Origin of the sequence: Microcystis sp. M169S2 (genome assembly GCF_020245865.1) — a bacterium.
Taxonomy (GTDB): domain Bacteria; phylum Cyanobacteriota; class Cyanobacteriia; order Cyanobacteriales; family Microcystaceae; genus Microcystis; species Microcystis ichthyoblabe_A.
In genome coordinates this window covers 15,233-40,677 of record NZ_JADBUB010000025.1, presented here as the reverse complement: position 1 = coordinate 40,677, position 25,445 = coordinate 15,233, and the positions used below count along the sequence as shown (strand labels likewise).

The window sequence follows — 25,445 nt, the reverse complement described above, 5'->3', positions numbered from 1 at the left end:
CATTCTGGGGGCTAATTTAGAAAATCTTATCCTGACTAGCACGGGCAACATCGATGGTCAGGGTAATGGACTCAATAACCGGCTCACAGGCAACAACGGTAACAACAACCTTGACGGTGGCGCTGGTGCTGACACCATGGCCGGCGGCGGGGGTAATGACACCTACACCGTCGATGATGCGGGGGATGTTGTTTTTGAGTTGCCAGCATCCGGGACAGACCATGTCCGCAGTTCAATCACCTATGCCTTGGGAGCATTCGTGGAAAATCTAACTTTGCTTGGCAGCGGCAACATTAACGCAACCGGAAATACTTTGGCCAACACGATTTCTGGCAATGCTGGAAACAATATTATTAGCGGCGGACTCGGCAAAGATACATTGACTGGGAATGCCGGTTCCGACACCTTTCGTTTTCAAGGCATAGACGAAAGCGGTAGCAGCCAAGGCACGGCAGACATCATCACAGACTTTTCCCTAGCCCAGGGTGACCGGATCGACATATCGGGTATCGATGCCGTGGCATCCAGCGTCCCGGATAATGCCTTTGTCTTTATCGGCTCATCAGCGTTCAGTGCCGCTGGGCAGGTTCGCTTTTTCGCCTCCAGCGGCATGACTTATGTCTCGCTAAATACTAACAGTGATCTGAACAATGTTGAGTTGATGATTGCATTAACAGGACAACTGACTATGCAGCAGTCTCATTTTCTTCTTTGAATCTACGAACTTGTTCAAAAACATAACTTGAATCCACAAAAACTATATCGTTTTCTCACGCTTCCCGCCTCCCCACACTCCCTGACAGGTGTAGGTATTTTACAACTAAGAGGAAGGGGAGTAGTAAAAAGCATGGCCAATTCAAGTCTGAATTGGCCAACAAACAAATATTAAGGGAGTAGAAGGGTTAAATTATGAAACGATCAACACCATGAAAATTTTAGGAGCTTTTCTGTCAATTTAAAGAGAAGATATAAGTAGAAAAAGTGCGGGCTTGTGTTTGTTCCAGTTTGATGTTATTATGCTAAATCTGGTTATTAAAAACTGATTATTTATTCTCCCCTCTCCCTTCTCCTATCTCCTCAGCTTAACGGGTTACTCCATCCACCACTGGACGGACATCGCTACCCTCAAAATAGCCGGGGTTGCCTGTCCAGTTGAAATCCGACACGCGGATGTTGAGTATTCCCAACTGCAGCACCGGGTTATACCGCAAAATTAAACTATAGGTGCGACGACTCCATTCGAGAAAATATTCTGTGCTGATTTCCTTCGCTTGATCGATACTGTAAATGCTCTGGAAACCCACACGAATCGGACCATATACCTGTTGAGTTATACCATAGGACATTGTTTGTTGATCAACAAAGCGATCAAAGAAAAAGGGTGATTGTCCGTTAACTAAACCCTGACTAAAACTGATATTAAACCCAGTATAGTCGAGAAAATTGCGGGAAAAACGCCCAAACTGCCCTAATAATCCCACGGTTCCCGTGACGGAATTTTGCGTCTCTCCATTAGTGTAATAACTGGTGACACCGGTGACACCAGTGACAAGAGCAATATAGGGTTGAACGGGAAGAGGAGAAAATCTCAAACCTTGGTCGGGAGTCGGTGGTAAAGTAGGAGCAGACCAGAGTAAAAAACTGCGATTGAGGGAGACAGCACCCTGAAAACGGCTTAAATTGGTCACATTATCCGTTGCATTGGCCGCTAAGAGATCACTGCGATCGGTGGGTGCGTTAACATTCTGAACAGAAGCTTGATAACTGAGTCTAATATCCGTATTGGGGACAACAATCACCGGTGAGGTCAAAATTGCCCCAAAACTGCTATTAACCGTCTGAAACCCCAAAGAACCGTTAAAGAGACGCTCGCGATAATTGTACTCCACATTGAGCAGATAGGGATCCTGCAACTGTCCGATCGTCTGTTGAAAGCGAATCTTAGAACGAACACTATTTTCGATCTGTTCCAAATCTAAATTAGAAAAAGAGGCTGTCGCTTGCAAAAACGAGCGCTCACCAAAATTAGTGGCAAAATTACCCAATAAACCAAAAGCTTTCGGACTAAGGGGCGAAACTTCCCCACCTCCGGGGTTAGCTGAGGGAAAAGCATCGGGATTAAGGACTTTTTGAATTAAATATTGCGGTGTCAACTCAAAAAGAGTCTTCGGTGTCTCCACTAAAGTTAGGGGACTTTCTACGAAAAATCCGCCCCGATCCTCCCCATCATAGCCCGGGGCAATTAAAAAAGGACGACGACGACGGCGATCAAACGTAAGACTATTAATAAAAGTGGGTGCCACTACCCGTTGATCGAAAACCAACTGGGAATTACTCATCCGCAACTCATCGGTAAAGGGGCCGGTACTGCGAAAAGTGGCGGAATTGGCCCGAACTTCCAATTCAGGAGGGGAAAAAGGGTCATTCGTCAAACGCACATTAGTGGCATTCCACACCTTACCATCAAAATTCAAGCGTTCGGCCTGAAAACGGACACGATTAATCGTTCCCCCCGACGGACTACTAATATTCTGTCGATCGCGCCGACTGGGATCCTGTCCCCCGACGACAAATTGAAAACCCTCTCCCGTGGTGATTCTCTGCAAGGGTTGATTTAATGCCAAACGATCGGTTAGGGTTCCAAAAGAACTACCGGCCCCCACATCCGTGGGCAGCGTTTGTCCTAAATCCCTAGCGGTGCTGGGTTGAAAAATCTCCCCATTAGCATTAAACACCACACCGCTATCCTGGACGAAATAATACTCAAAGCGATCGCCGCGCAGGATTTGATCTCCCCGGGTTAGGATCACCTGGCCCTCCGCTACTGCTAACTTTTCGGGAAGATTAATCTGTAAGCGATCGGCCGTTAGTACACTTTGGGCAAAACGCAGGGTGACATTACCTCTAGCGGTGATAATCTGCCGATTTTGGTCAAATTCCTGCTCATCGGCCACTAATTCTAGGGGTCTTTCCCCTTCTGGATTAACTGCATCGGTCTGATCTAGGCTGTTATTGAGGGAAATCAAGTATTCTTGGCTGGTTTTTTCGCCTTTTTTCCGCACTAATAGCCGAGTTGAGCCATTTTTCTGGTTAAGAGCTTTTTGATTTAATCCTGAAACTATCTCGGTTTCGGGATGAATGGTGACACCAACGGCTGCGGGGGGTGGAGAATTCTGGACAGAAAGGGGTTTTCCTAAAGCTGCCGCATCACCCCCACTGCTAGGTAAAGGTTCTAAGGGAATACCCTGATCGGGAACCAAGGGTTTTACCTCGACGGTTTCCGGGGGTGGAGTGACGGTGAGGGGAATAGAAACGCTCTCTTCTGAAGGCTTTTTTGCCTCTAGAGGTGCTGGGGTGACAGGGAGGGGAACTACAGACGTGGGAATATTTTCAGAAACTTGACGCCCCTCCGTTTCCGGTTCGGCTACAGTATTAATCAGGGCAGGTGGTTCAACAGCTAAGAAAAAAAAAGACATGACTGCACGAGTCGGCGATCGAAATAGAGGACGAGCGAACCTCAATGATACTACCACGATCATTATTCCTAGGGAGACAGGGAAAGTCCGATAACTTGTTCCCTGTGCCTCTACCCTAGAACCAGTTTGTTAATTGTCTTCTACTCAAAGTCTTTGCGTCCGGGGTTACGGGTAGGATCGCCAGAAAGGAAGCCAAAGATAAAAAGTAAGACAAAGAAGGAAACAACGATATAAACGGCGATTTTTAGGGTTAACATTACTAAGACGTTCTCCTTAGACTAGATTAATTCAATAACAGGGGTGAGCATACCTTGACCTACTTTACCCCATTTGGGCGATCCCTGAATAGAGAAAAGTGATCAGTCTTCAGTTATCAGCCTACTGTTTACTGTTTACTGATCACTTAAAATACAACTAAATAGCCTATTTTTAGCCAATTTATGAATAATATCGGTAAATTATATGTGGTGGGAACGCCGATCGGCAATTTAGACGATCTGACTTTCCGGTCCCTGGCAACTCTCAAAAAAGTCGCTCTAATTGCTGCCGAAGATACCAGACACACCGGCAAATTATTACAGCATTTTGATATTTCAACCCCTCAAATTAGTTACCATGAACATAATCGCCTTTCCCGTCTCGATCAGTTATTAAATATTCTCAGCCAAGGTCAGGATATCGCCTTGGTTACTGATGCGGGAATGCCGGGGATTTCTGACCCTGGTTATGAGTTAATTAAAGCTTGTATAGAAGCTCAGATCGAAGTGGTTCCCATCCCCGGAGTAACGGCGGTAATTACTGCTTTAGCGGTGTCGGGATTACCCACGGAAAGATTCTGTTTTGAAGGATTTCTTCCGGGTAAGGAAAAGCTGAAACAAGAGCGCTTAGAGGGTTTAAAAACCGAAACAAGAACGATGGTTTTTTATGAAGCACCTCACAAACTTATTAAGACTTTGGAGGATTTACGCGAAACTTTCGGATCAACGAGAAAGATAGTTTTAGGTCGGGAATTAACCAAGCTTTACGAAGAAATTTGGCGAGGAACTATCGCCGAGGCGATTAATTTATATCGGGAGAATAAAACTCCTAAAGGGGAATTTACAATCGTAGTTATGGGCAACGATCAGGCCGATAATATCCAATTATCCGAGGAGGAATTAAAACGGGAATTAAAACAAATTATAGAACGGGGAGTTAGTCGATCGCAAGCCAGCAGACAATTAGCACAGGTTACTAATTTATCCCGCAGTCGTTTATACAAATTAGCCCTAGAAATTTGATGATTATCAATTTTTATTCCCACCGCTAACCCTCGATTACTTAGCTGATTGAAGTAACAAAATTCCCCCAGCAGTTAATCCCAAAATATTGGGCAACCAAGCGGCCATCAAGGGGGTTAAAACTCCGCCAATGCCTAAGGAACTGGTGACAAAAGATAGGAGATAATAGGAGAAAATTAGGACAATACAAATACCGAAACTGGTGGCTTTGTTAGAATTTTGGGGACGCAATCCCAAGGCTGCCCCAATCATGCCAAAAACTAAACAAACAAAGGGTAAAGATATTTTCTGCTCGATTTGAACCTGTAATTTTCTAATTTTGGTGGGGTTGCCGCTTAATTGCAGTATTTTTAGGTATTCCTGCGCTTGTCTTAGGGTCATTTCCGAACCATCTCGCGCCCGAAAAGCTAAATCTAAAGGGGTACGCGGTAGGGCTAATTGTTGATGTTGAAAGCGGACAATATTACGATAGGAACCCTTAGGATCAATTAGATAAATTGTGCCGTTATAAAAATCCCAGATATTTTTTTCAATATTCCAAGAAGCTGATTCTGAGGTAATAATTTGATTAACTTCCGGCTGGGTGCGATCGAGAATGGTTAAACCTAACATTTCTTGACCGTTAAATCTTTCGGCATAAAATAACCTTCTTAATACCGTTTGCGCTTCCCCTCCATCCGGTGGCCGCACTTTGCCGTATTCAGGATAAATAATATTATCTTCAATAAAAGACTTACGATTTGGTCGCAGGGCTTTGGTCATGGTAGCATTAGCTTCATAACTGGCAGCTGGGGCCACATAATCATTAAAAACGTAGGTTAATCCCGTCACTATTAAACTTAGCACAATGGCGGGAATTATTAGGCGATAAACACTAATTCCAATACTTTTCAAAGCAATTAATTCGCTATCACTGGCTAAACGACTGTAGGCCATTAAGGCTGCTAAAAGTATCGACATGGGAAAGGCTAAAACGATAAACTCTGGCATTTTTAATAAGAGAATTTTTAAGGCCAAAGTAAAAGGTAAACCCGATTCAGTAATCCGTCGCACTAAATCAAATAAAGTCCCGATCGCCACTCCCAAGGAAGTGAATAAACCCATACCAAATAGAAAGGGTAATAATAACTCGACAAAAATATAGCGGTCTAAGATGGTGAATACGGGTATTCTACTTAAATTTCCTTGCCAATTGCCAACTTTCATGATGTAATGCAACGATTTTTTTATTAATAACAATTATCTGAAAAAATTATCACCCAAATAATACTGACGCACCAGAGGATTATTATAAAGTTCTTCGCCACTTCCCGCCGCTAAAATCTGCCCTTCGCGCATAATATAAGCCCGATTAGTGATAGCCAAAGTTTCTCGCACATTGTGATCGGTAATTAAAATTCCCATCTGACGATCCCTTAAACCGGCGATCATCGTTTGAATCTCGGACACAGCGATCGGATCCACCCCCGCGAAAGGTTCATCTAATAATAAAAATCTCGGTCCGTTGACTCCCACCGCTAAAGCGCGGGCTAATTCTGTCCTTCTTCTTTCTCCTCCAGAAACGTAAGCACCTTTAGTGCCAACAATCTTATCGAGGCGAAATTCTTTTAATAAATCATAGAGACGATTTGCCCGTTGGGAAAAAGGAACTCCCGACTGTTCTAGGGCTAACTGAATATTTTCTGATACAGTTAAATAACGAAAAATACTGGCCTGCTGCGTTAGATAGCCAATACCCAGACGCGCCCTTTGATTAAGGGGTAATTTGGTAATTTCTTTTTGATCTAGCCAAACGCGCCCCAGATTCGGTTTAATTAATCCCGTGGCGATATAAAAAGTTGTGGTTTTCCCCGCACCATTTGGCCCCAATAACCCGACAATTTCCCCCGGGGCAACAGTAATACTCACTCGGTTAACCACGAGCCTTTTACCGTAGGATTTATGGATATTTTCTAATACTAAAGTCATCTTTATCCGTTGTGGGGTGTGGGGTGTGGGGTGTGGGGTGTGGGGTGTGGGGTGTGGGGTGTGGGGTGTGGGGTGTGGGGTGTGGGGTGTGGGGTGTGGGGAGAATACTGCCTTTTGCCTTTTGCCTTTTGCCTTTTGCCTTTTGTCTCCTGTCTCCTGTCTCCTGATTCCTGACTCCTGACTATCACTGCGGGTTAATAATTGGGGCAGCGGGGAGGGAAGGGGAAGGTATGGGTGCAGGTGTCGGGGAAGCTGCCGGTTGGGGAGATGTTTCGTTATCTTTGACTAAATAAATTGACTCCACCTGCTGACTGGTTTGGGGAGTAGCGATAAATCTACCCTCATCGACAAGATAAGTCATCGTTTCAGCGCGGATACTGTTACCTTCCTGCAAAACATAAACGTTACCCGTCATCACTAAACGACGTTCGCGGCTAAAATACTGAGCTTGGGCGGAAGTGGCCTGCATTTTGCGGGCAGGATAGAACACTTGTACGTTACCCCTAGCAGTAATTACCCCCGTTTTTGAGTTCGCCTCCTGAATATCCGATCGCACTGTCATGGCATTACCGGGTACAATATTTTGCTGTGCCTTGACTAGGGAAGAAGTACCTAATCCCATGACTAAGCTAGTAGAAACGAGGGAAACTAGCCATCCCCTGATTTTTGTGGATCTTGCTCTCATAGAAATGTCACCTATAAGTAAATGGTTTCAATTAAATTGAAGATAAATCGCCCCTTGATCCTCCCTTAATCCCCCCTTGATAAGGGGGGTGCTGACAATTTTTAACACCCACCTACTTAAACGTAATTGTATGGACTAAATAATCTAGCTGTTTAGAGAACGGGATGACTTTTGAGGATTTTCGGCAGAGAACAGATAGATCGATCGAGGTGGGGATGAGGATGTTCCTGATTGCTTTTCATCGCTTCTAGCACTGCCGGTAAAGCTTGGGGATCGAGATTCTGTAAAAAGTTTAATAGGTCTAAACTCTCCCCCACCAAGTGCGTCACGTTGATCCCCTCGTAATCGGGTTGATAGTGTTGTAAACGTCTCACCCCTTCTCCCAAAAGAATTACCGCCCCGCGCCAGTTATTATTTTCTAGATGGTAACAAGCGACAGCAATCTGCAAAATGCCTTGATAAAAGGTTTTTTCAGGCTCTGCGGACTCCATCCACAAAGCCTCTAGGGTATCATGACAAGCATAGAATTGCTGGCGATTAAATTCGTCGATTCCTTGCCCAAAAGCGCTGGCTGTCATTACCCTATACTAATGCCCCTTCATCGATTCGCGGACTTCTTGTATATAGTCGAGAGAAATTACCTGTTCTTCCCCAGCAAACTCGTTATCGGGGGTAATAAATAGCATACAGTGACATTCTTTCCGTTCCCGCATCGGTACACAGGGACAATTCCAGAAAGTATTTTTTACCTCCGCTTCTTTGTCTTCGTAGTGACGACAGGGGCATAAAGGAGCGCCTAATTCGTCCTTATGACGCGCTAATCCCTCAATTACTACCGCTGTCACCGAGAGATCGCTACAGAAATAGGTATTTGTGCCTTTAGCGTACTGTTCAGCAAACTTTTTCATCGCTTCAAGACTCTTATCCGTGTCCGTGATCTGGCTCATAGTTATCTTATCTCCCTAACTTTCTACAAAAAAACTTTTTACTATCCTATCTCGATCCGCTTCCCCTTGGCCGAAGGGAATTTTTAGAATCTCTTTTGATTTTGCGACCGATCCCCTTGTTAATCTAATACGATAAAAAGACTCTCTTTGGCCAAAAGCTCGACTTTTTGGCCAGCAAATGGGAATTATGGGGGCAAAGTTCCTCAAAACCTATCCTTGATTCCTGCAATCCCTGTCCCCTATCACTAGCAGAACATGATTTTATCTTTCTTAGAGACAAATAAAATTTCTGACGATAACACGCCTTGGTGGCTGAAAATTACCTCCCTTTATCCCCACTGTATCTACTATTTTGGTCCCTTTGCCTCCTTTGAGGAAGCACAAGAGCATCAGGGGGGTTATCTCCAAGATCTAGAGTCCGAAGGAGCGCAAGGAATCAGTCTTTCGATCGAGCGGAGTAATCCCCATTATTTGACCGTTTTTGACGATGGAAATCAGCATCTAGCTAAAACTTTTGCTTCCCATGCTCGAACCTTTTCTCGCTTTATTTCTTAAGTCTCCCTGTCCTCTTTGTCAACGGCAGAGCGATCGAGAGCTTTGCCGTGATTGTGGGCGACAATTACAGTCCTATCGTCAGAATAACCCGCTTTTTCTCTGGCGTGGTTCTATTCCCCTGTTTATCTGGGGACGCTACGAAGGTAAATTAAAACAGGCGATCGCTAAAATGAAATATGATCGCCATCCCGCTCTCGGCTCTTTGCTAGGCAGTTGCATGGGGGAGACTTGGCTGCTTCGTCCTCCCCTCACCGATAAACGTTTGACGGTGATTCCTATCCCTCTCCACCCGGAAAGGTTAAGGGAAAGGGGTTTTAATCAAGCAGAAGTCATTGGCGAAGGTTTTTGTCGTTTAACCGGTTATCATCTGGCTAGTCGCGGATTAATTCGGATTAAGAACACGGCAGCCTTATTTAGTCTGGCAGCCGAGGAAAGAAAAAAGACGATGCAAGCGGCTTTTCAACTGGGGAAAAATTTACCGAAATCAGTACCGATTCTCTTAATTGACGATATTTATACCACAGGAACCACGATCGAGGAAGCTGTGCAGGTTTTACGCACACAGGGATATCGGGTAGTCGGTGCGATCGCTCTTGCCAGTTCCAAAATTAGCTAAAATGCCCAGACGGAATCGGTCTAGGCATTTTAGAGTTAGATTAAATTAAGTCCGTTTGATCTTGTCGTATTGACTGATGAAAATCAAACCGATAGTGGCAGGGATCAGGACGATAGCCGCACCTAAAACAAGGCTCCAGAGAAAGTTAGCTAAAGAGGGTGTCATGATAGATAAATCCTTTGTCATATTTTCCAAGACTTAGTTTTTTATCTTATCACCTTGGGCGAGAAGACCCCCAGTTCCACAGTCAGATAAATGCGATCGCAGGTTATTATAGCGTTTCCTAAGCTAGTGAGGTACACATATTTTTCTTCCCTTTTGACTTTTGCCTTTTGCCTTTTGCCTTTTGCCTAAAACCCATAACTTTTGTACCTCAGCAGACTGAAAAACGCTATATATGTCTTCAATCCCTCAAAATAAAATCTCCCTTGACTTCTCAAGGAGATAGGGATGTTTGACAATGGGTGATAGTTACAAAAGTTCACACTAGACTGGCAAAGATTTTTATGGCTACTGACGATCGCAAACGGCGCATTCTCGATCATCTCTCCAGAAGTACCACTGGTGCTGACTATATTCCCCAAAAACCGCTGCCAATTGTGGAAACTCCCCCGGTGGCAGCGGAACCCGTGGCAGCGCCGCCTCCAGTGACTCCTTCACCGGAATTAACTGCTAAAGAGCGCAAAAGAAAGATAATGTCCCATCTTTCCATGAGTAGTCAAGATTTTGGCGAAATTACTAGCACTGCCCCCGAAGAAAAGCGTAAACGCCAAATTAACGACCATCTGCGCCAAAGCCAAGGATAAATAGGGTTTGCGGCAAAAAGTCTTTCGTGGAGGCAGGGTGTGGGGTGTGGGGTGTGGGGTGTAGGGTTTTACCGATTTTGAGGGAGTCAATTACCTAATTTTTAGGGAAAAAGTCCCTGAATTTTCCCCCCAATCACTCCAATGGTCGGCACTTTTTGAGGGAAAAAAAGTCTAAAAACTTTGTTGGATAAGGTTTTTAGATTTATTCAGCAAACCCTAAATAGTAAGGAGTGAGAATTAGCAACTAGGCATCTTCTAGACTGTTCTCACTCCCTCATTTTCTGCTGTCGATGGCAATAATGACAGTTGTTGCAAATCAGTTCCTCGCTCTGGCAACAAGGGAATGTTAAAGTTAGTAATGATCGCTTCGGTGATCGGATGACGTAATTTTTCTGTGGAACCCACATGATAAAAATGCTGTTTAGTATAGATATAAAACTTATCAGCACTCCAATTTTTTTTAATTAAAGGATTGCTCCTAAACTGATTACTGTGCCAAGTGGACAAAATAAACCGACAAGAAATATCCTTTAAAATAGTCACCAAACAATCTTCATCCTCTTCAGACCAAGAGTTAAAATAATCGGCGTGTCTCCCTAAATAAGGAGGATCGAGATAGATCAAGTCTGTTTTTTGCCAATCAGATAAAGTCTCTCGAAAGTCAGCAACTTGAAAATCATAATCAGTTTTAATAAGAATATTTTCTAGGGCAATAACTTGATTGACTATTTTGGTAATATATGCTTGAGAAAATCGCTCTAATTTATGACAGTAAGGAACGTTAAACTGTCCCTTCCGATTGAATCTCATCACGCCATTAAAACAGGAGCGATTGAGAAATAAAAAATCTAGAGAATTAGGAGCTTGATTAAATCTTTCTCGTACTTGATAATAATAACTTTCTCCCTGTTCCTTAAGAACTTGACCATTTTCTTGCAAAAAAAGCTTCACAGTTTTACTGGTAATAACTTGATTTTTTAGATTATTATAAAACTGGATAATATGAGTATTTGTGTCTGCAAGTAAAGCCTTTTTGGGATTAATATTAAAAGCCACCACTCCCGATCCAGAAAAGGGTTCTATCCAACGACCAAAGCTCAGATCAGACACAATATTTTTAATATCTTTCACCAATTTAGTTTTAATTCCTTGACACTTAATCGGTGGTACAAGTGGCGTTAACTTCACTAAACACTCTCCTCATCAATAGTAATCTCTATCCACAGCAAACTTAGCTCCTGTTGGCTCGTGAATAAAGGTCAAATCAGGGTAAAAATTTTGTTGAGATACTAACTCTATCTTTAATTGGTTACATCTAGCAAAATTATCAAATATGGGAAAAAGAAGCAATTCTAGGATTTTAGAGATGATTTTCGTATCAATAGATATAGTATATACTTCTAGACAGTTTAAATTCAGTACAGCTGATCCCAGAAACCATGAGACTCTTGTTAGAACAAATGAACCAAAAAAATCTGGATATTCTAGGTTCTGTGTGATAAGTTTAACTTACATAGAAGCGATCAATCTTTGTGTCCTTTGTGTCTTTGTGGTTCGTTCCACCCCCCCGCTAGGAGGAATGTATCTTAGAATACATTTTACCCACCAAACCCAAGAGAGCCAAAATCTCTCGTCACCATTCTTGTCAGAATTATGAGAATTACGTTACATTTAGTTAAGATTTAATTGGCTGCGGGGATTAATCTCGAAAAAATAACGTAAAATCCTTGACAAAAACAGCTAAATGAGTTAAGCAAAAATCTTTATCCTAGAACCACTAAACAAACATGAAACTATCTTGGAAAACGATTTTACTGTGGACATTGCCCGCCCTCGTGGTCGGTTTTTTCCTCTGGCAAGGCACTTTTGCCACAGCCACCAGTAATATCGGCAATAACACCGCCAGTACCCGCATGACCTACGGACGCTTTCTAGAATACCTAGACAGTGGTAGGGTTGTTAGCGTCGATCTCTACGAAGGGGGCAGAACCGCGATCGTACAGGCCCTAGATCCAGAACTAGAAAACCGAGTACAACGCCTACGGGTCGATTTACCTGCCAATTCCCCCGATTTAATCGCCCGTTTACGCGATTCTAAAATTAGTTTCGATGCTCACCCGATGCGGAATGACGGTGCTTGGTGGGGATTCCTCGGTAATCTACTTTTCCCCTTTTTGCTGATTGCCGCTCTCTTTTTCCTGTTCCGCCGTTCTAATAATATGCCAGGCGGCCCCGGTCAAGCGATGAGTTTTGGTAAATCAAAAGCCCGTTTCCAGATGGAAGCAAAAACCGGCATCACCTTTGATGATGTGGCAGGAATTGACGAAGCGAAGGAAGAATTACAGGAAGTCGTCACTTTCCTCAAACAACCGGAGAAATTTACCGCCGTCGGTGCCAAAATCCCCAAAGGAGTCCTGTTAGTTGGTCCTCCGGGTACGGGTAAAACCCTGTTAGCCAAAGCGATCGCCGGTGAAGCGGGTGTACCTTTCTTCAGCATTTCCGGTTCGGAATTTGTGGAAATGTTTGTCGGTGTCGGTGCTTCTCGCGTGCGCGACTTGTTCAAAAAAGCCAAGGAAAATGCTCCCTGTTTAATCTTTATCGATGAAATTGACGCGGTAGGTCGTCAACGGGGTGCCGGTATCGGTGGTGGTAACGATGAACGGGAACAAACCCTAAATCAATTATTGACAGAAATGGACGGTTTCGAGGGGAATACGGGAATTATCATCATTGCCGCCACTAACCGCCCCGATGTTCTCGATTCCGCTCTCATGCGTCCGGGCCGTTTTGATCGCCAAGTAACCGTGGATGCGCCCGATTTTAAAGGTCGTTTAGAGATTTTAGACGTTCATGCCCGTAATAAAAAGCTGGCCAACGACGTTTCCATCGAAGCGATCGCCCGTCGCACTCCGGGGTTCAGTGGAGCAGATTTAGCCAATTTACTCAACGAAGCGGCAATTTTAACCGCCCGTCGTCGTAAAGATGCCATTACCCTCCTAGAGATAGATGACGCGGTAGATCGCGTTATCGCCGGTATGGAAGGCACTCCTTTAGTCGATAGCAAGAGCAAGCGCCTAATCGCTTACCATGAAGTGGGTCATGCGATCGTGGGTACGCTCTTAAAAGATCACGATCCCGTCCAGAAAGTGACTCTGATTCCCCGGGGACAGGCCCAGGGTTTAACTTGGTTCACTCCCAACGAAGAACAGGGTTTAACCACGAAAGCGCAGTTAATGGCCCGGATTTCTGGTGCTTTAGGTGGTCGGGCAGCCGAGGAAGAAATCTTCGGCTATGATGAGGTGACTACCGGTGCCGGTGGCGATTTACAGCAAGTCTCTGATATGGCGCGTCAGATGGTGACTCGTTTCGGGATGAGCGATTTGGGTCCTTTGTCCCTAGAAAGTCAAGGGGGTGAAGTGTTCCTCGGTGGCGGTTTGATGACTCGTTCCGAGTATTCTGAGAAGGTCGCTACTCGCATCGATGATCAGGTGCGCTCGATCGTGGAACACTGCCATGAAATTTCTCGGCAAATTGTCCGCGATCATCGCGAAGTGATCGATCGAGTGGTGGACCTGCTGATCGAAAAAGAAACGATCAATGGGGAAGAATTCCGGCAAATTGTGGCTGAATACGCCTACGTTCCCGAAAAAGAACAGTTTGTACCACAGTTATAGGTTGATTTCAATCTATATGCGATCGGGTGGGTTAAGGCTCACCCGATTTTTTTATCCTAGTTAGGGCTTGCTGAATAAATGTGAAATGTAGGCAAGGTAAGAGTTTTGTGGCTTTTTTCGCGAAACAGGTGCAAGATTTTGAGAGAATCGTCGTTCAAAACCTTGCGTCTTCATCGGCCCGCGTCCTGTAGGGGCGAAGCATTCGGACAATCGCCTATCGGTGAAACCGTAGATTTTCTAACCGAATGCTTCGCCCGTACTTTTTGCCGCAAACCCTAGTTAAGGGTTCAAAAGCGGCAAAAATAAGGATTAAATTGCCTAAAATCTGTAAATAGACAATTTAATTGATTATCATTCATTCTTAATTCTCCTGACGACCGACTACTGGCTACTGACTCCTAACCCTAACAACAATTTTTGATTTTTACAATTAGTTATCATCATCATCGTCATCGTCTTTATTCTGGTCATTATCACCGTCTTTTTGCTGCTTTTCCCCGTCTTTATCGCTATCTTCGTCTTTTTGTGGCGATTCCACCGTGGTAGGGACATTTTTCGGTTCTTCGGCTTCTTTTCCTCCCTGACAAGCACCTAAAACCGTAGTCAAGGTTAACAGAATCAGCAAAACTAAGGATTTGATTTTCATGGTCTTTCTCCCCACTCGATCGATAAATATAACAATTTTAAGACTTTTGGGCGGTGGATAGCTTGGCTAATGCCAAGAAAGTGCATTCCCAGACTAAACGGGGTTGAACGTAGGCTAACAGCTGCCGGCGGGTTTTTTCCAAGATTTCTAAAATCGATCGCTCTCGTCGTCGTTGCCAATCCTCATACTGAAGATAACTCACATACCATAATTGGGTTTCCGTGTCAAGAGTTTGAGCAATAATTTTGGCTAATTCCAGTGCTTGGGAGAGTTTTAGGGGAAATTTGCTGAAAGATCGCGGTAAATCTTGGGGGAGACTGTCGAGAAATTCTAAAGCGGCGATCGCTTCTCCGGGGCTACCTTGAGCTAAACCGAGAATTGCCGGATAATTGAGAACGCGAGCTTGTCCGTTAGAGCGCAGGACTTGAGCGAGATTTTCTTCCGAAAGACGCTGAAAAGGGATGTGTTGACAGCGAGAAACGAGAGTCGGTAGTAAAGAGGAGGTACTGGGAGCAATCAGGATTAAAGTCGCTTTTCCCGGTTCCTCAAGCGTTTTTAAGAGCGCATTTGCCGCTGATTCTGTCATGGTGTCTGCTTCCTCGATCACCACCACAGAGCGGGCCGATTCCAGGGGAGGACGACTTAAAAAGTTAGTAATCTCGCGAATTTGTTCGATGCGGATTTGCGGGGGAGCTTTACGCTTGAGATTGCTTTCCTGTGCTTCTTTTGCGGTGAGCAGTTTGCCTTGGTGTTGATAAGTGGGTTCAATCCAGAGTAAATCGGGATGATTGCCCCCTAAAAAGCGTTTCAGGATTAATTCCCTTGTTTCCGGAGATCGATCTCTAGTTAACAAGTCTTGACAGAAACATTTTGCTGCTAGATTGCGTCCAATCCCCTTAGCGCCGGCGAATAAGTAAGCGGGAGCGATCGAATTGACTTCAAGCGCTCTTTGTAGTAGTTCAATGGCCTGATTTTGACCGATTAACCTTGACCAATTTATCATCTTTTCCCTGCCATGGCTCGCTATTGCTGTTCCTATTTTGTCGGGATTTCTCCTCATCAGACCGGGTTTTTATACGATGATATATTAAGTTTGGGTGAATTTGAAATCATCAAGCGCCGGACCGATGTCTTGCTTTTATCGGAAGTTCCTAACGATGCTTTCTTTCCCCAGTTAGTGAAAGTGGAATTGTTTATTCATCCTCCCACTAGCTCGGAACTTCAGATCGATTTATTGGTAAAAAATCATGAATTGCCCCTGAGAACTAATAATCGTTGTCGGCGATTTTTTGAATCTATTCACCAGATTATTACCAACAATTATCAAGGTCAATCCCTGACCAGAATTACCGCTTAACCCGATTTGTTCCTGTCTCCGTCAACTGACAAAGACAGGGACAAAATACCATCTTGGCTCTCTTGGGTAACGAACCACAAAGACACAGAGGACACAGAGATTGATCGCTCTTGTATCAGTGAAACTTATCACACAAAGAATAAGAGAGTCGCTCTTTTTGGTGCTTGATGGATTTATCGAGAAAAAATTGGTAATTGCTTTAATTTTCGCTTTCCTTCGTCGATGAGAGCGGAGGAAATTGACGACGTAAAAGCAAGGAATTACTCACTACCATAACCGAACTAAAAGCCATTAAAGCTGCCGCTAGGGCCGGACTGAAAGCTAGACCCCAACGGGGCAGTAATAAACCACCAGCAATGGGAATAGCAAAGGTATTATAACCCAAAGCCCAAAAAAGATTTTGTCGGATTTTTTGCCATGTGGCCAGACTTAAATGCAGAGATTGCACCACATCCTCTAGGCGATCGCTAATTAAAACGATCCCAGCCGTTTCCATGGCCACTTCCGTGCCACCGGCCAGAGCAATACCGATGTTAGCCTGTCCTAGTGCGGGAGCGTCATTGATACCATCCCCGACCATAGCCACGATTTTGCCCTCTTTTGTCTGTAGGTCGGCAATTAAGGCGGATTTTTCGGTGGGAGCAACTTCGGCATAAAATTGGCTAATACCCAAACTATTAGCGATCGCTGTCACCACTTCTTGGCGATCGCCACTGAGTAAAATCACCTCTAAACCGAGTTTTTGTAACTGATTCACGGTTGTTTGAGCATCGGGACGCAATCGGTCCTGAAAAGCGATCGCTCCGAGTAATTGTTCTTCCATCCCCAGATAAATCACCGTTTTACCCGCTTGTAAAAGCTCTTGAATCCCCCAGATAGTTTCATCAATTTTAATGCCGTTCTGCGCCAACCATTGCCGATTTCCTAGAACAATTTTCGACCCCTGCACCCTTGCCGAAACTCCCAATCCGGCGACAGTTTGAAAATCTTCCCCCGTCAGGTTAGTAGGAGGAGTAACCGCATCTAAAATCGCCCGAGCGAGGGGATGATTAGTACCACTCTCCACTACTGCGGCTAATTGTTGAATTTCCAGGGAATTAAGCTCAGAAAAACTCAAACAATCGGTAATTTCTGGATGACCTTGGCTGAGGGTTCCCGTTTTGTCAAAAACCACCGTTTGCAGTTGCGAGACGGTTTCCAAAACATCGCCCCCTTTAATTAAAATGCCCCGTTCGGCTGCTAAACTGGTTCCCACCAGTAGGGCCGTCGGTGTGGCTAAACCGAGAGCGCAGGGACAAGCGACCACAAGCACAGAAATCGCTAATTTTAGGGACAAAAGTAGGGGAGAAGTGGATTGAATCATCTCGTGGTGTCCTGTGGTTGACCCTAACACCTCTGGAAAGAGCCTAGTTCCCCAAAAATACCAAAAGAGCAGCACAATTAGGGCAATTATCATGACTCCGTAGGCAAAATAACCCGCTACCCGGTCCGCTATCTTCTGCACCGGGGCCTTGCGAGTTTGGGCTGATTCCACGGCTGCGATAATCTTAGCTAGGGTGGTATCGGTCCCCACCTGACGAGTTTGCACGGCGATCGCACCAGAGAGATTGAAACTGCCGGCAATGACTAGATCTCCCATTTCCTTGACCACCGGCAGCGATTCCCCCGTTAACAAAGCTTCATCTACCGTGGTTCTTCCCTGAATAATCTCCCCATCCACGGGAATTTTTTCTCCGGGTAAGACGCGCACCCATTCCCCGACGCGCAGCTGTTCCACGGGAATGGCCACGCCCACACGGTCATCTGTACTACCAATCAGGTGAGCCACTGCCGGTTGTAGGGAGGTAAGCGCTTCTAGGTCTGCGGCTGCGCGATGACGGGAATGCGCTTCTAGAGTCCGTCCGAGGAGAATAAACCCTAACAGCATGACCGGTTCATCGAAAAAGCACTCTAGACCGAGATTAGGGAAGATAAGAGCCAAACAACTGGCTATATAGGCGCTACCTGTGCCTAAACTAACGAGAGTGTTCATATTTGGCATTCCGTGCCGTAATCCCCGCCAACCATCGATGAAAATATCGCGGCCGGGGAATAAAATGGCTAGGGTGGCTAAAGTCCAGTGAAAAGCAATACTTTGAAAGATGGGGATTTCTGGTCCCCCGATGTGGTGTAAGTGACCAATCAGGGAAAAAACCAGTAAAAAACAAGCGATCGCTAATCGGTATAATTGTTGTTGCCGTTCTTTTTGTTGGTTTTGCAGCCGTTGATTTTGTTGAGAAAGGGGAGTCGATGAGCTGCGCGGTTGGGTGGGGAATCCAATCGCGGTTAATTTTGCGGCTAACTGCTCTGGTGCGATCGCATCCGGTTGGTATTCAATCACGGCAATTTCCGTGATTAGATTAACTTGGGCCGATTTTACCCCTTGATTTTGGCTGAGTTGTCTTTCTACGGCACTCACACAGCCGGCGCATTTCATGCCTTTTACGTCTAGAGTAGCGGTTTTTAGTCCAGTTTCGGCGGCTAGGATCATGGAAAAAGTAGGCAAGGATGGTCTTTACTTCTATCCTAGAAATTCTCGGCCGATTTTTAAACTATTTTGGCGATCTCTTCCCGATCCATACTATTAGGGGGGCAGCTATCAATGATGCGGGAAAAACTAATAGCAAACTGTACTACAAATCCGTCAGTAAACAGGCGCATGACTTCCCGGATTCTGTCATCGGCAAATGGGGTAAAATCCACTTGAGCGCAATGTTAGACCGCCTTCTATGGTAATTATGCCCAAATTGAGAGGATTAAACCGCACGGTGCGGTATTGAGTTTTATTTACGGGGTATTAGACCGATGGCAGCGCGATAGTTTAGGATGGAGAAAGGTGCTAGACCGCAGAGAGCGGTGTGATTAAAGTTAGGAGTTCATCATGCATGTGTTTATTGACACCAATATTCTGTTGAATTTCTTTCACTTCTCGAAAGATGAGTTGGATGCACTCAATAACGTGTTTGCCTCTCATGAGCATGGTGCCGCGAGTGTCCACCTGACGGCGCAGGTATGCCAGGAGTTCAAGCGAAACCGTGAGAACAAAATCAAGGACGCGTTGAAGAGATTCAAGGAAGTCAAATTCTCTGCCCAGCTTCCCTCGTTCATGAAGGGGTATGAGGAGTACAACGCAATCATAAGGCTGAGTGCAGAGTTGCAGCAGCTATCCAAATCAATTATGGAAAAGGCGGAGGCAGACATTGCCTCGCGTAATTTGCAGGCAGACCGCCTAATCAAAGACATATTCACCAAATCGGCAATCATTGAGACGACGCCAGATATTTTTTCAGTTGCCAGCATGCGAATGGCGATTGGTAATCCGCCGGGAAAGAATGGCTCGATTGGCGACGCAATAAATTGGACGGTTCTTCTTCAGTCCGTGCCCGAAGAAGAAGACCTTCACGTCATTAGTGAAGATGGAGACTATTACTCGTCAATCAACGAAGATGCCGCGCATCCGTTCTTAGAAGAGGAATGGAAGGAAAAGAAGAAATCTACCCTTCGCGTGTATAGAACCCTTTCGGGATTCATAAGGGAACACTTCGATGGCGTGGCCTTTTCTTTCGACAAAACCAAAGAAGCCTTGATCGAAAGTTTGTTTTCATCGAGTTCATTTGCTTCTACTCACCACCTTGTTGGCAAGTTGGAGGCCTATTCGTACTTCTCGCTCAAGGAAGTCGAGAAGATACTGTCCGCAGTAACAGATAACAATCAATTTGGATGGATTGTGACCGACTCCGACGTTTCCGATTTCCTTAATCGTGTCGCCGTACCGCTGCTTGATGGGCTTTCTGACCCAGAGCACAAAGATATCGTCGAGAAAGTCATCGAAGAACAAGTTCAGCGAGCGGCGAAAAATCCCTAATATCCCGCTCCAGTGCGATCGCCGATCTTGTGGGGTGCGTTAACGAAGTGTAACGTACCGATGATGTTTTGCAGGTTTATGCCGACAATTTTATGGGTTGCTCTAGAACCGGAAAATTCTGAATTATCTGTGGGAGTGTAATCCCATAGTAAAATGCTTTATAAAAGCTCAACAAATTCGTCAACGCTCAAGCCGACTTGCCGAATAATTGCGCGTAAAGTACCTCGATCTAGTTCTTGATGATCTGGTACCGAGACTGTTGTTTTGGGAGCTTCACGTACTAAAATCATGTGACTTCCACGCTGACGCTCTACGGCAAAGCCTATTTGCTCAAGTGCTTTTACACATTCTGCGCCTGAGATAACAGGTAATTTACTCATACCAGAATGACCTCAACCGTATCATTGGGAACAGGTTCACCCCGATCCTGTAAAACTTCGATATACAGAGCGATTGCCTCTTCAATATTGGCTAGAGCCTCCTCACGAGTTTTTCCCTGGCTAATACATCCTGGCAAACTAGGAACTTCGACAACAAAGTAACTATCCTCACCAGGATAGAGAAGTACTTTACGGCTGGATTCAGCTTGTGGTTTAACCATAATCATTGCTCGATAACTATTTGGTTGTTTCATTCAAATATTAACATTTTATGTTCTAGAACCAGTGTGATGCCGAAGGCACTGCGTAGCAGCACGCCGCTCTTGTAGGGTGCGTTAACGAAGTGTAACGGTGCGATTCGTTTCTAGGGGAATAAATAGCCTAGTGGACTGTTTCAGCTAAAATAGGGCAATAGATTTTGGCTTAAAGTCTTAGATTATAGAATTTATAGCATTTTTCTAATACACCAAATTAGCTGAAACAGTCCACTAGAGTGCTGATAAAACAGCATAACTGACAAAAAGGATGTAGGTGAAAGACCTACCCTGTAAGGGACACAGTGACTCCCGACCTGCCCCCAGTGACTGGACTCGGAAATCTAGAGGCTGAAGCGGGGAACAAGGACGCAATCAGAGCCAAAACAGATAGGCGCAAGGAGCGTTAACGGGGAGTATGATCGCCGCTCTTGTAGTGGACTGTTTCAGCTAAAATAGGGCAATAGCTCGAACAAGCAGAGGAGATCAATCATGGGAAGAGGTCGGCGAGATAAAGTCAATCTAACAGAGGAACAAAGAGAAAACCTCGAACAAATCAGTCGTAATGGCTATGCACCGGCTAAAAAAATTCTCCATGCTCGGATTTTGCTGATGTGTGACGAGGGAGAACAGGCGAAAAGAAAATGGACAGATGAAGAAATAGCCGAAGCTTTAGAGGTCCATAGAAACACAGTGGGACGTATTCGTCAAAGATTTCTTCAAAAAGGCGAAAAACCAGCATTAGAACGGAAATTGAGAAAAACTCCCCCCACTCCGGCAAAAGTTGATGGAGCCGCCGCCGCCCAAATCATTGCCCTGTGCTGTTCGGAGCCACCATCTGGCCGAGCCGAGTGGACAATCCGACTATTAACCTCGGAACTCAAACAAAGACAAATTATCACCGAGATTTCCAGTCCAACGGTGTGGCGTACTCTAAAAAAAACCAATTACGCCCTTGGAAAACCCAAAGATACTGTATTCCGGAACAGGATTTAGCCCGATTTGTTGCCCAGATGGAAGTTGTCCTTGACCTGTATGGCACTCAGCCATCAGAAGAAGAACCGTTAATCGCGATGGATGAGGCATCAAAGCAACTACTTGGAGAAGTTTACCCCCCGATACCCATGCAACCTGGACAAGATAAAAAAGAAGACTATCACTATAGTCGTGAAGGGGTTCAAGCCTTGTTCATGTTTTTTGACCCCCATCGAGGATGGAGACGGGTGAGTAACCGAGATAGTCGAACCCGAATAGATTGGGCAGAAGAAATTCGTCAATTATTGGATGTGGACTATCCAAAGGCTCGAAAAGTCAAGCTCGTCTGTGATAATCTGAACACTCATAACATAGCCTCGCTTTATGAAGCATTTCCAGCACCCGTCGCTCATCGTTTAGCTAGAAGACTGGAAATTTATTACACACCTCGTAATGGTAGCTGGTTAAATGTAGCCGAAACTGAACTAAGCGTCTTATCGAGGCAATGTTTAGATAGAAGGATTTCTAGCAAGGAAGAACTGAAAAGGGAGATAGAAACATGGCAAAAAGAACGTAATCAGACTGCATCTACAGTAATATGGACGTTTACGACCAGCGATGCTAGGGTCAAGCTGAAACATCTTTATCCTGTGTTTGAGGAGGAGGAATCGGGAGAATCTATTGCACCAAATTAGCTGAAACAGTCCAGTATGGTGTGTTAATGAAATGTAACGCACCTTATCTAATGTTCAAAATTCCTGCGTTAGGCTGACGCTAAAACCCCATACATCATATCGATCGTCAAGATTAAGTGATTGCCAAAGCGATCGGGTATAACACAACGTTGCACCTGACTTAATAAAGCAACGGCTTTCTAAACCTATGACCATCCGGTTCTACGACTATAAATGCTCCTGCTAGTTCCACTTCGGAGTAATTTTTGATGATTTGCGCTAATTCCCCATGAACTGCATTAACTGTCGTGGGTAATACCCGAAGGTAAATAACTCCAGTTCCAACTGCTCTGACAAAAACAAGATTCCCGTAATCCCTATCTCGTGTGACGAGGATACGATTTTCTTGCTGAGATGTCCTAAGTATTTCTTCATCACTAGCTTGTGATAGACCAAGCTGAGCAACAAGAACCACATCATGTCCGGCATCAATCAGAAATCTCGCAGTGATTGCGTAAACGTCTTGATCGAGAAGAAATTTCATTATTAAGCCGACACGAGTTTAATGTCTTCAGCCGCTACTAAAGCGATAGCATATTGCAGACAAGCACGAATGTCTTCAATTTGTAAATCAGGGTAATAATCCTGAATAATTATACTGAAAGAGAGTCCCTCATTTAGCAACTCAAGAACACTCTGCACAGTGATGCGCGTCCCTTCTATGCAGGGCTTCCCAAAATGAATTTGAGGGTTAACAGAAATTTTATACATTGTTGTCACCTAGTCGTAAGATGCCTTTATTTTAGATCACATTGCACAAAAAAAGCCGTATAACTTGGCCGTTATGCCGACCAGCGAGTCAAGTGCGATCGTTCCGATCGTAGGGTGCGTTGGTGCGATCGCTGATCTGGTAGGGTGCGTTAATGAAATGTAACGCACTAATTCCCTCGCAAACCCTCAAAATAAAGCTCAAATGCGATAGAGTGAGGGACAAATAAAATTCAGAAAGTGCTGTGAGGGAAACCGTCTATATTGAAACCAGCGTTATTGGTTATATGACAGCCAGATCGACCAAAAACTTGGTTATTGCTGGGAATATCGAAACGACAAGGGACTGGTGGCAAAATCGCCGTAATGATTTTGTTCTCTATATTTCACAGGTTGTTTTAGATGAAGTCGCTAAGGGAGATACAGAGATTGCTTTGAAAAGGTTAGAAATTGTCAATGAAATGCCTTTGGTTGAACTCAATCAAGCTGTACGCAACTTGGCAGCCCAGTTTCTTATACGAAGCAACCTTCCTGCCAAAGCTTCTGATGATGCGGTTCACATTGCTGCGGCGACTGTCCACGGGCTAGATTACTTGTTAACATGGAACTGTAAACATATTGCCAACGCTCAAATTCAGAGGAAGTTGGCAGAGCTCAGTCTTGATTTGGGATACGAGTTACCCATAATTTGTACTCCTTACGAACTTTTAGGAGATTATAACGATGTGGCAAGATGACATTTTAGATGAAATTCATAAATTTCGAGAAGAACACGCTAAATCCTTTAACTACGATTTGGATGCAATGTTTGTAGATTGGCAAAAAAGACAAGCAGAAAGTGGCAGGCAGGTAGTCAGCTTACCACCAAAGCAAGGTCTAACAAGTCGTTGGAGCCGACCAAAACAGGATGAACCACAAGAATCTCAAATCTAATCGTGGCGGCTCAACTTAGCCGTTATGCCGACCAGCGAGTCAAGTGCGATCGTTCCGATTGTAGCGATCGCCAATCTTGTAGGGTGCGTTCCCTAATGCGGGATTTTTGAGAACGCACCATGCACATTGATTGAAGCTGTGAGGTTAGGTGCGGTGCCGCTCTTGTGGGCCCAGTTGAGGAATGTTAGGGAAGATTGCCAATGTTTAGGTTAAAATAGAGGGGCAAAAGTTGCCACAGGGTCGGTTCAATGACAGTTCGACAACCCCGCTACAGCAAAGAAGAATTTGCCCGACGTGGACACGAAGTCTATGAGTCTCAGGTACGCTCCCAAATCGAGGAAGGGAATCATGGGAAGATTGTAGCAATAGACATCGAAACAGGGGCTTTTGAAGTGGCTGACGACAGCCTAACAGCTGCTAAACAACTGTTAATACGTTTTCCTGATGCACAAATATTTGGTATTCGCATTGGACATCGTGCCGTCCATCGTTTTGGCTTTCCTTCCCCCAGTGTGTCGCCATGATGATGGGGAGCGTCAATTCGCGCCGAGAAGCAATTATTCAATTCGTAGTTCTAGGCGAAAATCACTAGAGGCAAGCGATTAAAGCACTTATTGACACTGGTTACAGTGGATTTCTCACGTTGCCTTCCGCTATCATTACAACACTAGGATTAACGTGGTATATGCAAGAAGAGGGAATCTTGGACGATGGAAGCCTCTGTATGTTTAACGTATTTGAGACAACTGTGATCTGGGATGGTCAGATCAAATCTATTGAAATCAATGAGTCAGAGACAGATCCATTAGTTGGTATGGGTTTACTTGATGGCTATGAGTTGAATATTCAGGGTTTTGCTGGGGGATTAGTGACAATTAAACCTTTGTCATAGTCCCTAGTTAGAAAAATGTCTAACAAATCACTGCACCCGACTCTATGATTAGACTATTTATACCAAATTTCTAAATTCCTGACAGTGCGATGCCGAAGGCACTGCATAGCAGTACGCCGGTGGGGTGCGTTAATAAAATGTAAAGCATCTTTTTCTGTGGCATGATCAGTTCGACAACCGACAATCTATAATCATTTCAGATAAGTCTGATAGATTCTAGACCAGTTAAACTCTTATGGACTCTGGCATTGATATTCTCAATCTTAATTGAAATAACTATACGAATTGCAGTGCAGACAATAGCTTACTGGAAAAACCCTGCGCTACTATTAGAACTAGAGGCGATCATTTTGAGAGCGACTGAGCCACCGTATAATGTTCAAATTCCTATGGAGTCCTAACCCATGCAAGCGAAACTTTCAGAGCAAATCTCGTCCACTGATGCAGAAATTATTTTAAGACGCTTACCAGACTGGATTCAGGATGCTTTGATTGCTCGCGCTACTGAAATTGATTATCCCGTTGAAGCGATTCTTGAGATGGCGATCGCCAGTTTTTTAGACACAGAAGCATTAAGTTTTGCCGACTGTAAGCTAGGGCGAGGTCGATAAGTGCAGTCGCTATCGCTGTAGGGTGCGTCCCCTAATGCAAGTCC

32 protein-coding genes and 1 pseudogene are annotated in these 25,445 nt (G+C 44.6%); 15 read left to right on the top strand and 18 right to left on the bottom strand.

The features are described from left to right. Positions 1–715, top strand: a 715-nt coding sequence (locus IM485_RS02455) for a calcium-binding protein (protein ID WP_287741024.1), incomplete at its 5' end; no start/stop codon positions are given. A gap of 367 nt (positions 716–1,082) precedes the next feature. Here IM485_RS02455 and IM485_RS02450 read toward each other — a convergent pair. Then, entirely contained in the window at positions 1,083–3,476 is a 2,394-nt protein-coding gene (locus IM485_RS02450) for a DUF3769 domain-containing protein (RefSeq protein ID WP_287741021.1), read from the bottom strand. A 140-nt stretch (positions 3,477–3,616) separates the two neighbouring features. Continuing rightward, the gene (locus tag IM485_RS02445) at positions 3,617–3,733 is read right to left on the bottom strand and encodes a photosystem II reaction center protein I (RefSeq protein WP_002732356.1); all 117 of its coding nucleotides are present in this window, start codon (positions 3,731–3,733) and stop codon (positions 3,617–3,619) included. 183 nt (positions 3,734–3,916) lie between these two features. Between IM485_RS02445 and rsmI the strand changes: the two genes are divergently transcribed. Continuing rightward, positions 3,917–4,756, top strand: coding sequence for a 16S rRNA (cytidine(1402)-2'-O)-methyltransferase (rsmI, locus tag IM485_RS02440; protein ID WP_287741019.1), 840 nt, complete (start codon positions 3,917–3,919; stop codon positions 4,754–4,756). A gap of 36 nt (positions 4,757–4,792) precedes the next feature. Here the strand turns inward: rsmI and IM485_RS02435 are convergent, their stop codons facing one another. From IM485_RS02435 to IM485_RS02410, 6 genes are all read right to left on the bottom strand, one after another. Then, positions 4,793–5,962: an LptF/LptG family permease gene (locus IM485_RS02435; protein WP_287741016.1), complete on the bottom strand. Its 1,170-nt coding sequence runs from the start codon at positions 5,960–5,962 to the stop codon at positions 4,793–4,795. 33 nt (positions 5,963–5,995) lie between these two features. Then, positions 5,996–6,724: an LPS export ABC transporter ATP-binding protein gene (gene lptB, locus IM485_RS02430; protein ID WP_104397819.1), complete on the bottom strand. Its 729-nt coding sequence runs from the start codon at positions 6,722–6,724 to the stop codon at positions 5,996–5,998. Positions 6,725–6,726: 2 nt separating this feature from the next. Next, on the bottom strand, positions 6,727–6,912 hold the full coding sequence (locus IM485_RS02425) for a hypothetical protein (protein ID WP_287741013.1): 186 nt from the start codon (positions 6,910–6,912) through the stop codon (positions 6,727–6,729). Continuing rightward, positions 6,909–7,409 carry an LptA/OstA family protein gene (locus tag IM485_RS02420; protein WP_104397820.1) on the bottom strand — a complete coding sequence of 167 codons (501 nt, stop codon included), beginning with the start codon at positions 7,407–7,409 and terminating at the stop codon, positions 6,909–6,911. Before IM485_RS02420 ends, IM485_RS02425 begins: the two co-directional genes overlap by 4 nt. Positions 7,410–7,561: 152 nt before the next feature. Then, the gene (locus tag IM485_RS02415; protein ID WP_002767543.1) at positions 7,562–7,987 is read right to left on the bottom strand and encodes a DUF309 domain-containing protein; all 426 of its coding nucleotides are present in this window, start codon (positions 7,985–7,987) and stop codon (positions 7,562–7,564) included. Between the two features lie 9 nt (positions 7,988–7,996). Continuing rightward, entirely contained in the window at positions 7,997–8,356 is a 360-nt protein-coding gene (locus tag IM485_RS02410) for a ferredoxin thioredoxin reductase catalytic beta subunit (protein ID WP_002803092.1), read from the bottom strand. A 255-nt stretch (positions 8,357–8,611) separates the two neighbouring features. Between IM485_RS02410 and IM485_RS02405 the strand changes: the two genes are divergently transcribed. Together IM485_RS02405 and IM485_RS02400 are read left to right on the top strand one after the other, a co-directional pair. Next, positions 8,612–8,911 carry a DUF1816 domain-containing protein gene (locus IM485_RS02405; RefSeq protein ID WP_104397822.1) on the top strand — a complete coding sequence of 100 codons (300 nt, stop codon included), beginning with the start codon at positions 8,612–8,614 and terminating at the stop codon, positions 8,909–8,911. Next, entirely contained in the window at positions 8,880–9,527 is a 648-nt protein-coding gene (locus tag IM485_RS02400; protein ID WP_104397823.1) for a ComF family protein, read from the top strand. Before IM485_RS02405 ends, IM485_RS02400 begins: the two co-directional genes overlap by 32 nt. 45 nt (positions 9,528–9,572) lie before the next feature. Here IM485_RS02400 and psbX read toward each other — a convergent pair whose 3' ends face one another. Further along, complete coding sequence (gene psbX, locus IM485_RS02395; RefSeq protein WP_002759073.1) at positions 9,573–9,692, bottom strand: photosystem II reaction center X protein; 120 nt, start codon at positions 9,690–9,692, stop codon at positions 9,573–9,575. A 341-nt stretch (positions 9,693–10,033) separates the two neighbouring features. On the opposite strand from psbX, the gene IM485_RS02390 reads away from it, so the two are divergent. Further along, positions 10,034–10,333, top strand: coding sequence for a hypothetical protein (locus IM485_RS02390; protein WP_104397824.1), 300 nt, complete (start codon positions 10,034–10,036; stop codon positions 10,331–10,333). Positions 10,334–10,588: 255 nt separating this feature from the next. Here IM485_RS02390 and IM485_RS02385 read toward each other — a convergent pair whose 3' ends face one another. Further along, a complete protein-coding gene (locus tag IM485_RS02385; RefSeq protein WP_287741006.1) occupies positions 10,589–11,521 on the bottom strand; it encodes a DNA adenine methylase in 933 nt (310 codons plus the stop codon). Positions 11,522–11,536: 15 nt separating this feature from the next. Further along, on the bottom strand, positions 11,537–11,722 hold the full coding sequence (locus tag IM485_RS02380) for a type II restriction endonuclease (RefSeq protein ID WP_258012236.1): 186 nt from the start codon (positions 11,720–11,722) through the stop codon (positions 11,537–11,539). A gap of 398 nt (positions 11,723–12,120) precedes the next feature. Between IM485_RS02380 and ftsH2 the strand changes: the two genes are divergently transcribed. Continuing rightward, on the top strand, positions 12,121–14,007 hold the full coding sequence (gene ftsH2 / locus IM485_RS02375; RefSeq protein ID WP_024970580.1) for an ATP-dependent zinc metalloprotease FtsH2: 1,887 nt from the start codon (positions 12,121–12,123) through the stop codon (positions 14,005–14,007). 430 nt (positions 14,008–14,437) lie between these two features. Here the strand turns inward: ftsH2 and IM485_RS02370 are convergent, their stop codons facing one another. Together IM485_RS02370 and holB are read right to left on the bottom strand one after the other, a co-directional pair. Further along, complete coding sequence (locus tag IM485_RS02370; RefSeq protein ID WP_104397827.1) at positions 14,438–14,653, bottom strand: neurohypophysial hormones like protein; 216 nt, start codon at positions 14,651–14,653, stop codon at positions 14,438–14,440. A 37-nt stretch (positions 14,654–14,690) separates the two neighbouring features. Next, the gene (holB, locus tag IM485_RS02365) at positions 14,691–15,656 is read right to left on the bottom strand and encodes a DNA polymerase III subunit delta' (RefSeq protein WP_287741002.1); all 966 of its coding nucleotides are present in this window, start codon (positions 15,654–15,656) and stop codon (positions 14,691–14,693) included. Positions 15,657–15,668: 12 nt separating this feature from the next. On the opposite strand from holB, the gene IM485_RS02360 reads away from it, so the two are divergent. Beyond that, the gene (locus tag IM485_RS02360; protein ID WP_002734498.1) at positions 15,669–16,010 is read left to right on the top strand and encodes a hypothetical protein; all 342 of its coding nucleotides are present in this window, start codon (positions 15,669–15,671) and stop codon (positions 16,008–16,010) included. Between the two features lie 199 nt (positions 16,011–16,209). On the opposite strand, the gene IM485_RS02355 is transcribed toward IM485_RS02360, so the two are convergent. Beyond that, complete coding sequence (locus IM485_RS02355; RefSeq protein ID WP_287741027.1) at positions 16,210–18,540, bottom strand: heavy metal translocating P-type ATPase; 2,331 nt, start codon at positions 18,538–18,540, stop codon at positions 16,210–16,212. 17 nt (positions 18,541–18,557) lie between these two features. On the opposite strand from IM485_RS02355, the gene IM485_RS02350 reads away from it, so the two are divergent. After that, positions 18,558–18,785 carry a hypothetical protein gene (locus IM485_RS02350; protein ID WP_159254330.1) on the top strand — a complete coding sequence of 76 codons (228 nt, stop codon included), beginning with the start codon at positions 18,558–18,560 and terminating at the stop codon, positions 18,783–18,785. A gap of 145 nt (positions 18,786–18,930) precedes the next feature. Then, positions 18,931–19,914, top strand: coding sequence for a PIN domain-containing protein (locus IM485_RS02345; RefSeq protein WP_159254329.1), 984 nt, complete (start codon positions 18,931–18,933; stop codon positions 19,912–19,914). 158 nt (positions 19,915–20,072) lie between these two features. Here IM485_RS02345 and IM485_RS02340 read toward each other — a convergent pair whose 3' ends face one another. Together IM485_RS02340 and IM485_RS02335 are read right to left on the bottom strand one after the other, a co-directional pair. Next, on the bottom strand, positions 20,073–20,294 hold the full coding sequence (locus tag IM485_RS02340; protein ID WP_052276033.1) for a type II toxin-antitoxin system HicA family toxin: 222 nt from the start codon (positions 20,292–20,294) through the stop codon (positions 20,073–20,075). Continuing rightward, positions 20,291–20,548, bottom strand: a complete 258-nt coding sequence (locus IM485_RS02335; protein ID WP_002764762.1) for a type II toxin-antitoxin system HicB family antitoxin — start codon at positions 20,546–20,548, stop codon at positions 20,291–20,293. Before IM485_RS02335 ends, IM485_RS02340 begins: the two co-directional genes overlap by 4 nt. A 492-nt stretch (positions 20,549–21,040) precedes the next feature. Here IM485_RS02335 and IM485_RS02330 point away from each other — a divergent pair. Continuing rightward, positions 21,041–22,218, top strand: a protein-coding gene (locus tag IM485_RS02330; RefSeq protein ID WP_287740996.1) for an IS630-like element ISMae25 family transposase whose coding sequence is annotated in 2 segments (ribosomal slippage) — positions 21,041–21,482 and positions 21,482–22,218 — 1,179 coding nt in all. Because the reading frame shifts where the segments join, the coding sequence is not laid out codon by codon here. A gap of 160 nt (positions 22,219–22,378) precedes the next feature. Here the strand turns inward: IM485_RS02330 and IM485_RS02325 are convergent. Together IM485_RS02325 and IM485_RS02320 are read right to left on the bottom strand one after the other, a co-directional pair. After that, complete coding sequence (locus IM485_RS02325) at positions 22,379–22,741, bottom strand: DUF5615 family PIN-like protein (protein WP_287740994.1); 363 nt, start codon at positions 22,739–22,741, stop codon at positions 22,379–22,381. Between the two features lie 2 nt (positions 22,742–22,743). Then, positions 22,744–22,968 carry a DUF433 domain-containing protein gene (locus tag IM485_RS02320; RefSeq protein WP_002753441.1) on the bottom strand — a complete coding sequence of 75 codons (225 nt, stop codon included), beginning with the start codon at positions 22,966–22,968 and terminating at the stop codon, positions 22,744–22,746. 242 nt (positions 22,969–23,210) lie between these two features. On the opposite strand from IM485_RS02320, the gene IM485_RS02315 reads away from it, so the two are divergent. From IM485_RS02315 to IM485_RS02295, 5 genes and pseudogenes are all read left to right on the top strand, one after another. Then, entirely contained in the window at positions 23,211–23,702 is a 492-nt protein-coding gene (locus tag IM485_RS02315) for a type II toxin-antitoxin system VapC family toxin (protein WP_287740991.1), read from the top strand. After that, on the top strand, positions 23,689–23,898 hold the full coding sequence (locus tag IM485_RS02310) for a hypothetical protein (protein ID WP_002732654.1): 210 nt from the start codon (positions 23,689–23,691) through the stop codon (positions 23,896–23,898). The genes IM485_RS02315 and IM485_RS02310 overlap by 14 nt, the downstream gene beginning before the upstream one ends. Positions 23,899–24,146: 248 nt before the next feature. Beyond that, positions 24,147–24,422: a hypothetical protein gene (locus tag IM485_RS02305; RefSeq protein WP_287740988.1), complete on the top strand. Its 276-nt coding sequence runs from the start codon at positions 24,147–24,149 to the stop codon at positions 24,420–24,422. Next, a pseudogene (locus tag IM485_RS02300) lies at positions 24,419–24,790 on the top strand (clan AA aspartic protease). Before IM485_RS02305 ends, IM485_RS02300 begins: the two are co-directional and overlap by 4 nt. 404 nt (positions 24,791–25,194) lie before the next feature. Then, a complete protein-coding gene (locus IM485_RS02295; RefSeq protein ID WP_287740985.1) occupies positions 25,195–25,401 on the top strand; it encodes a hypothetical protein in 207 nt (68 codons plus the stop codon). The last annotated feature ends 44 nt before the right edge of the window (positions 25,402–25,445 follow it).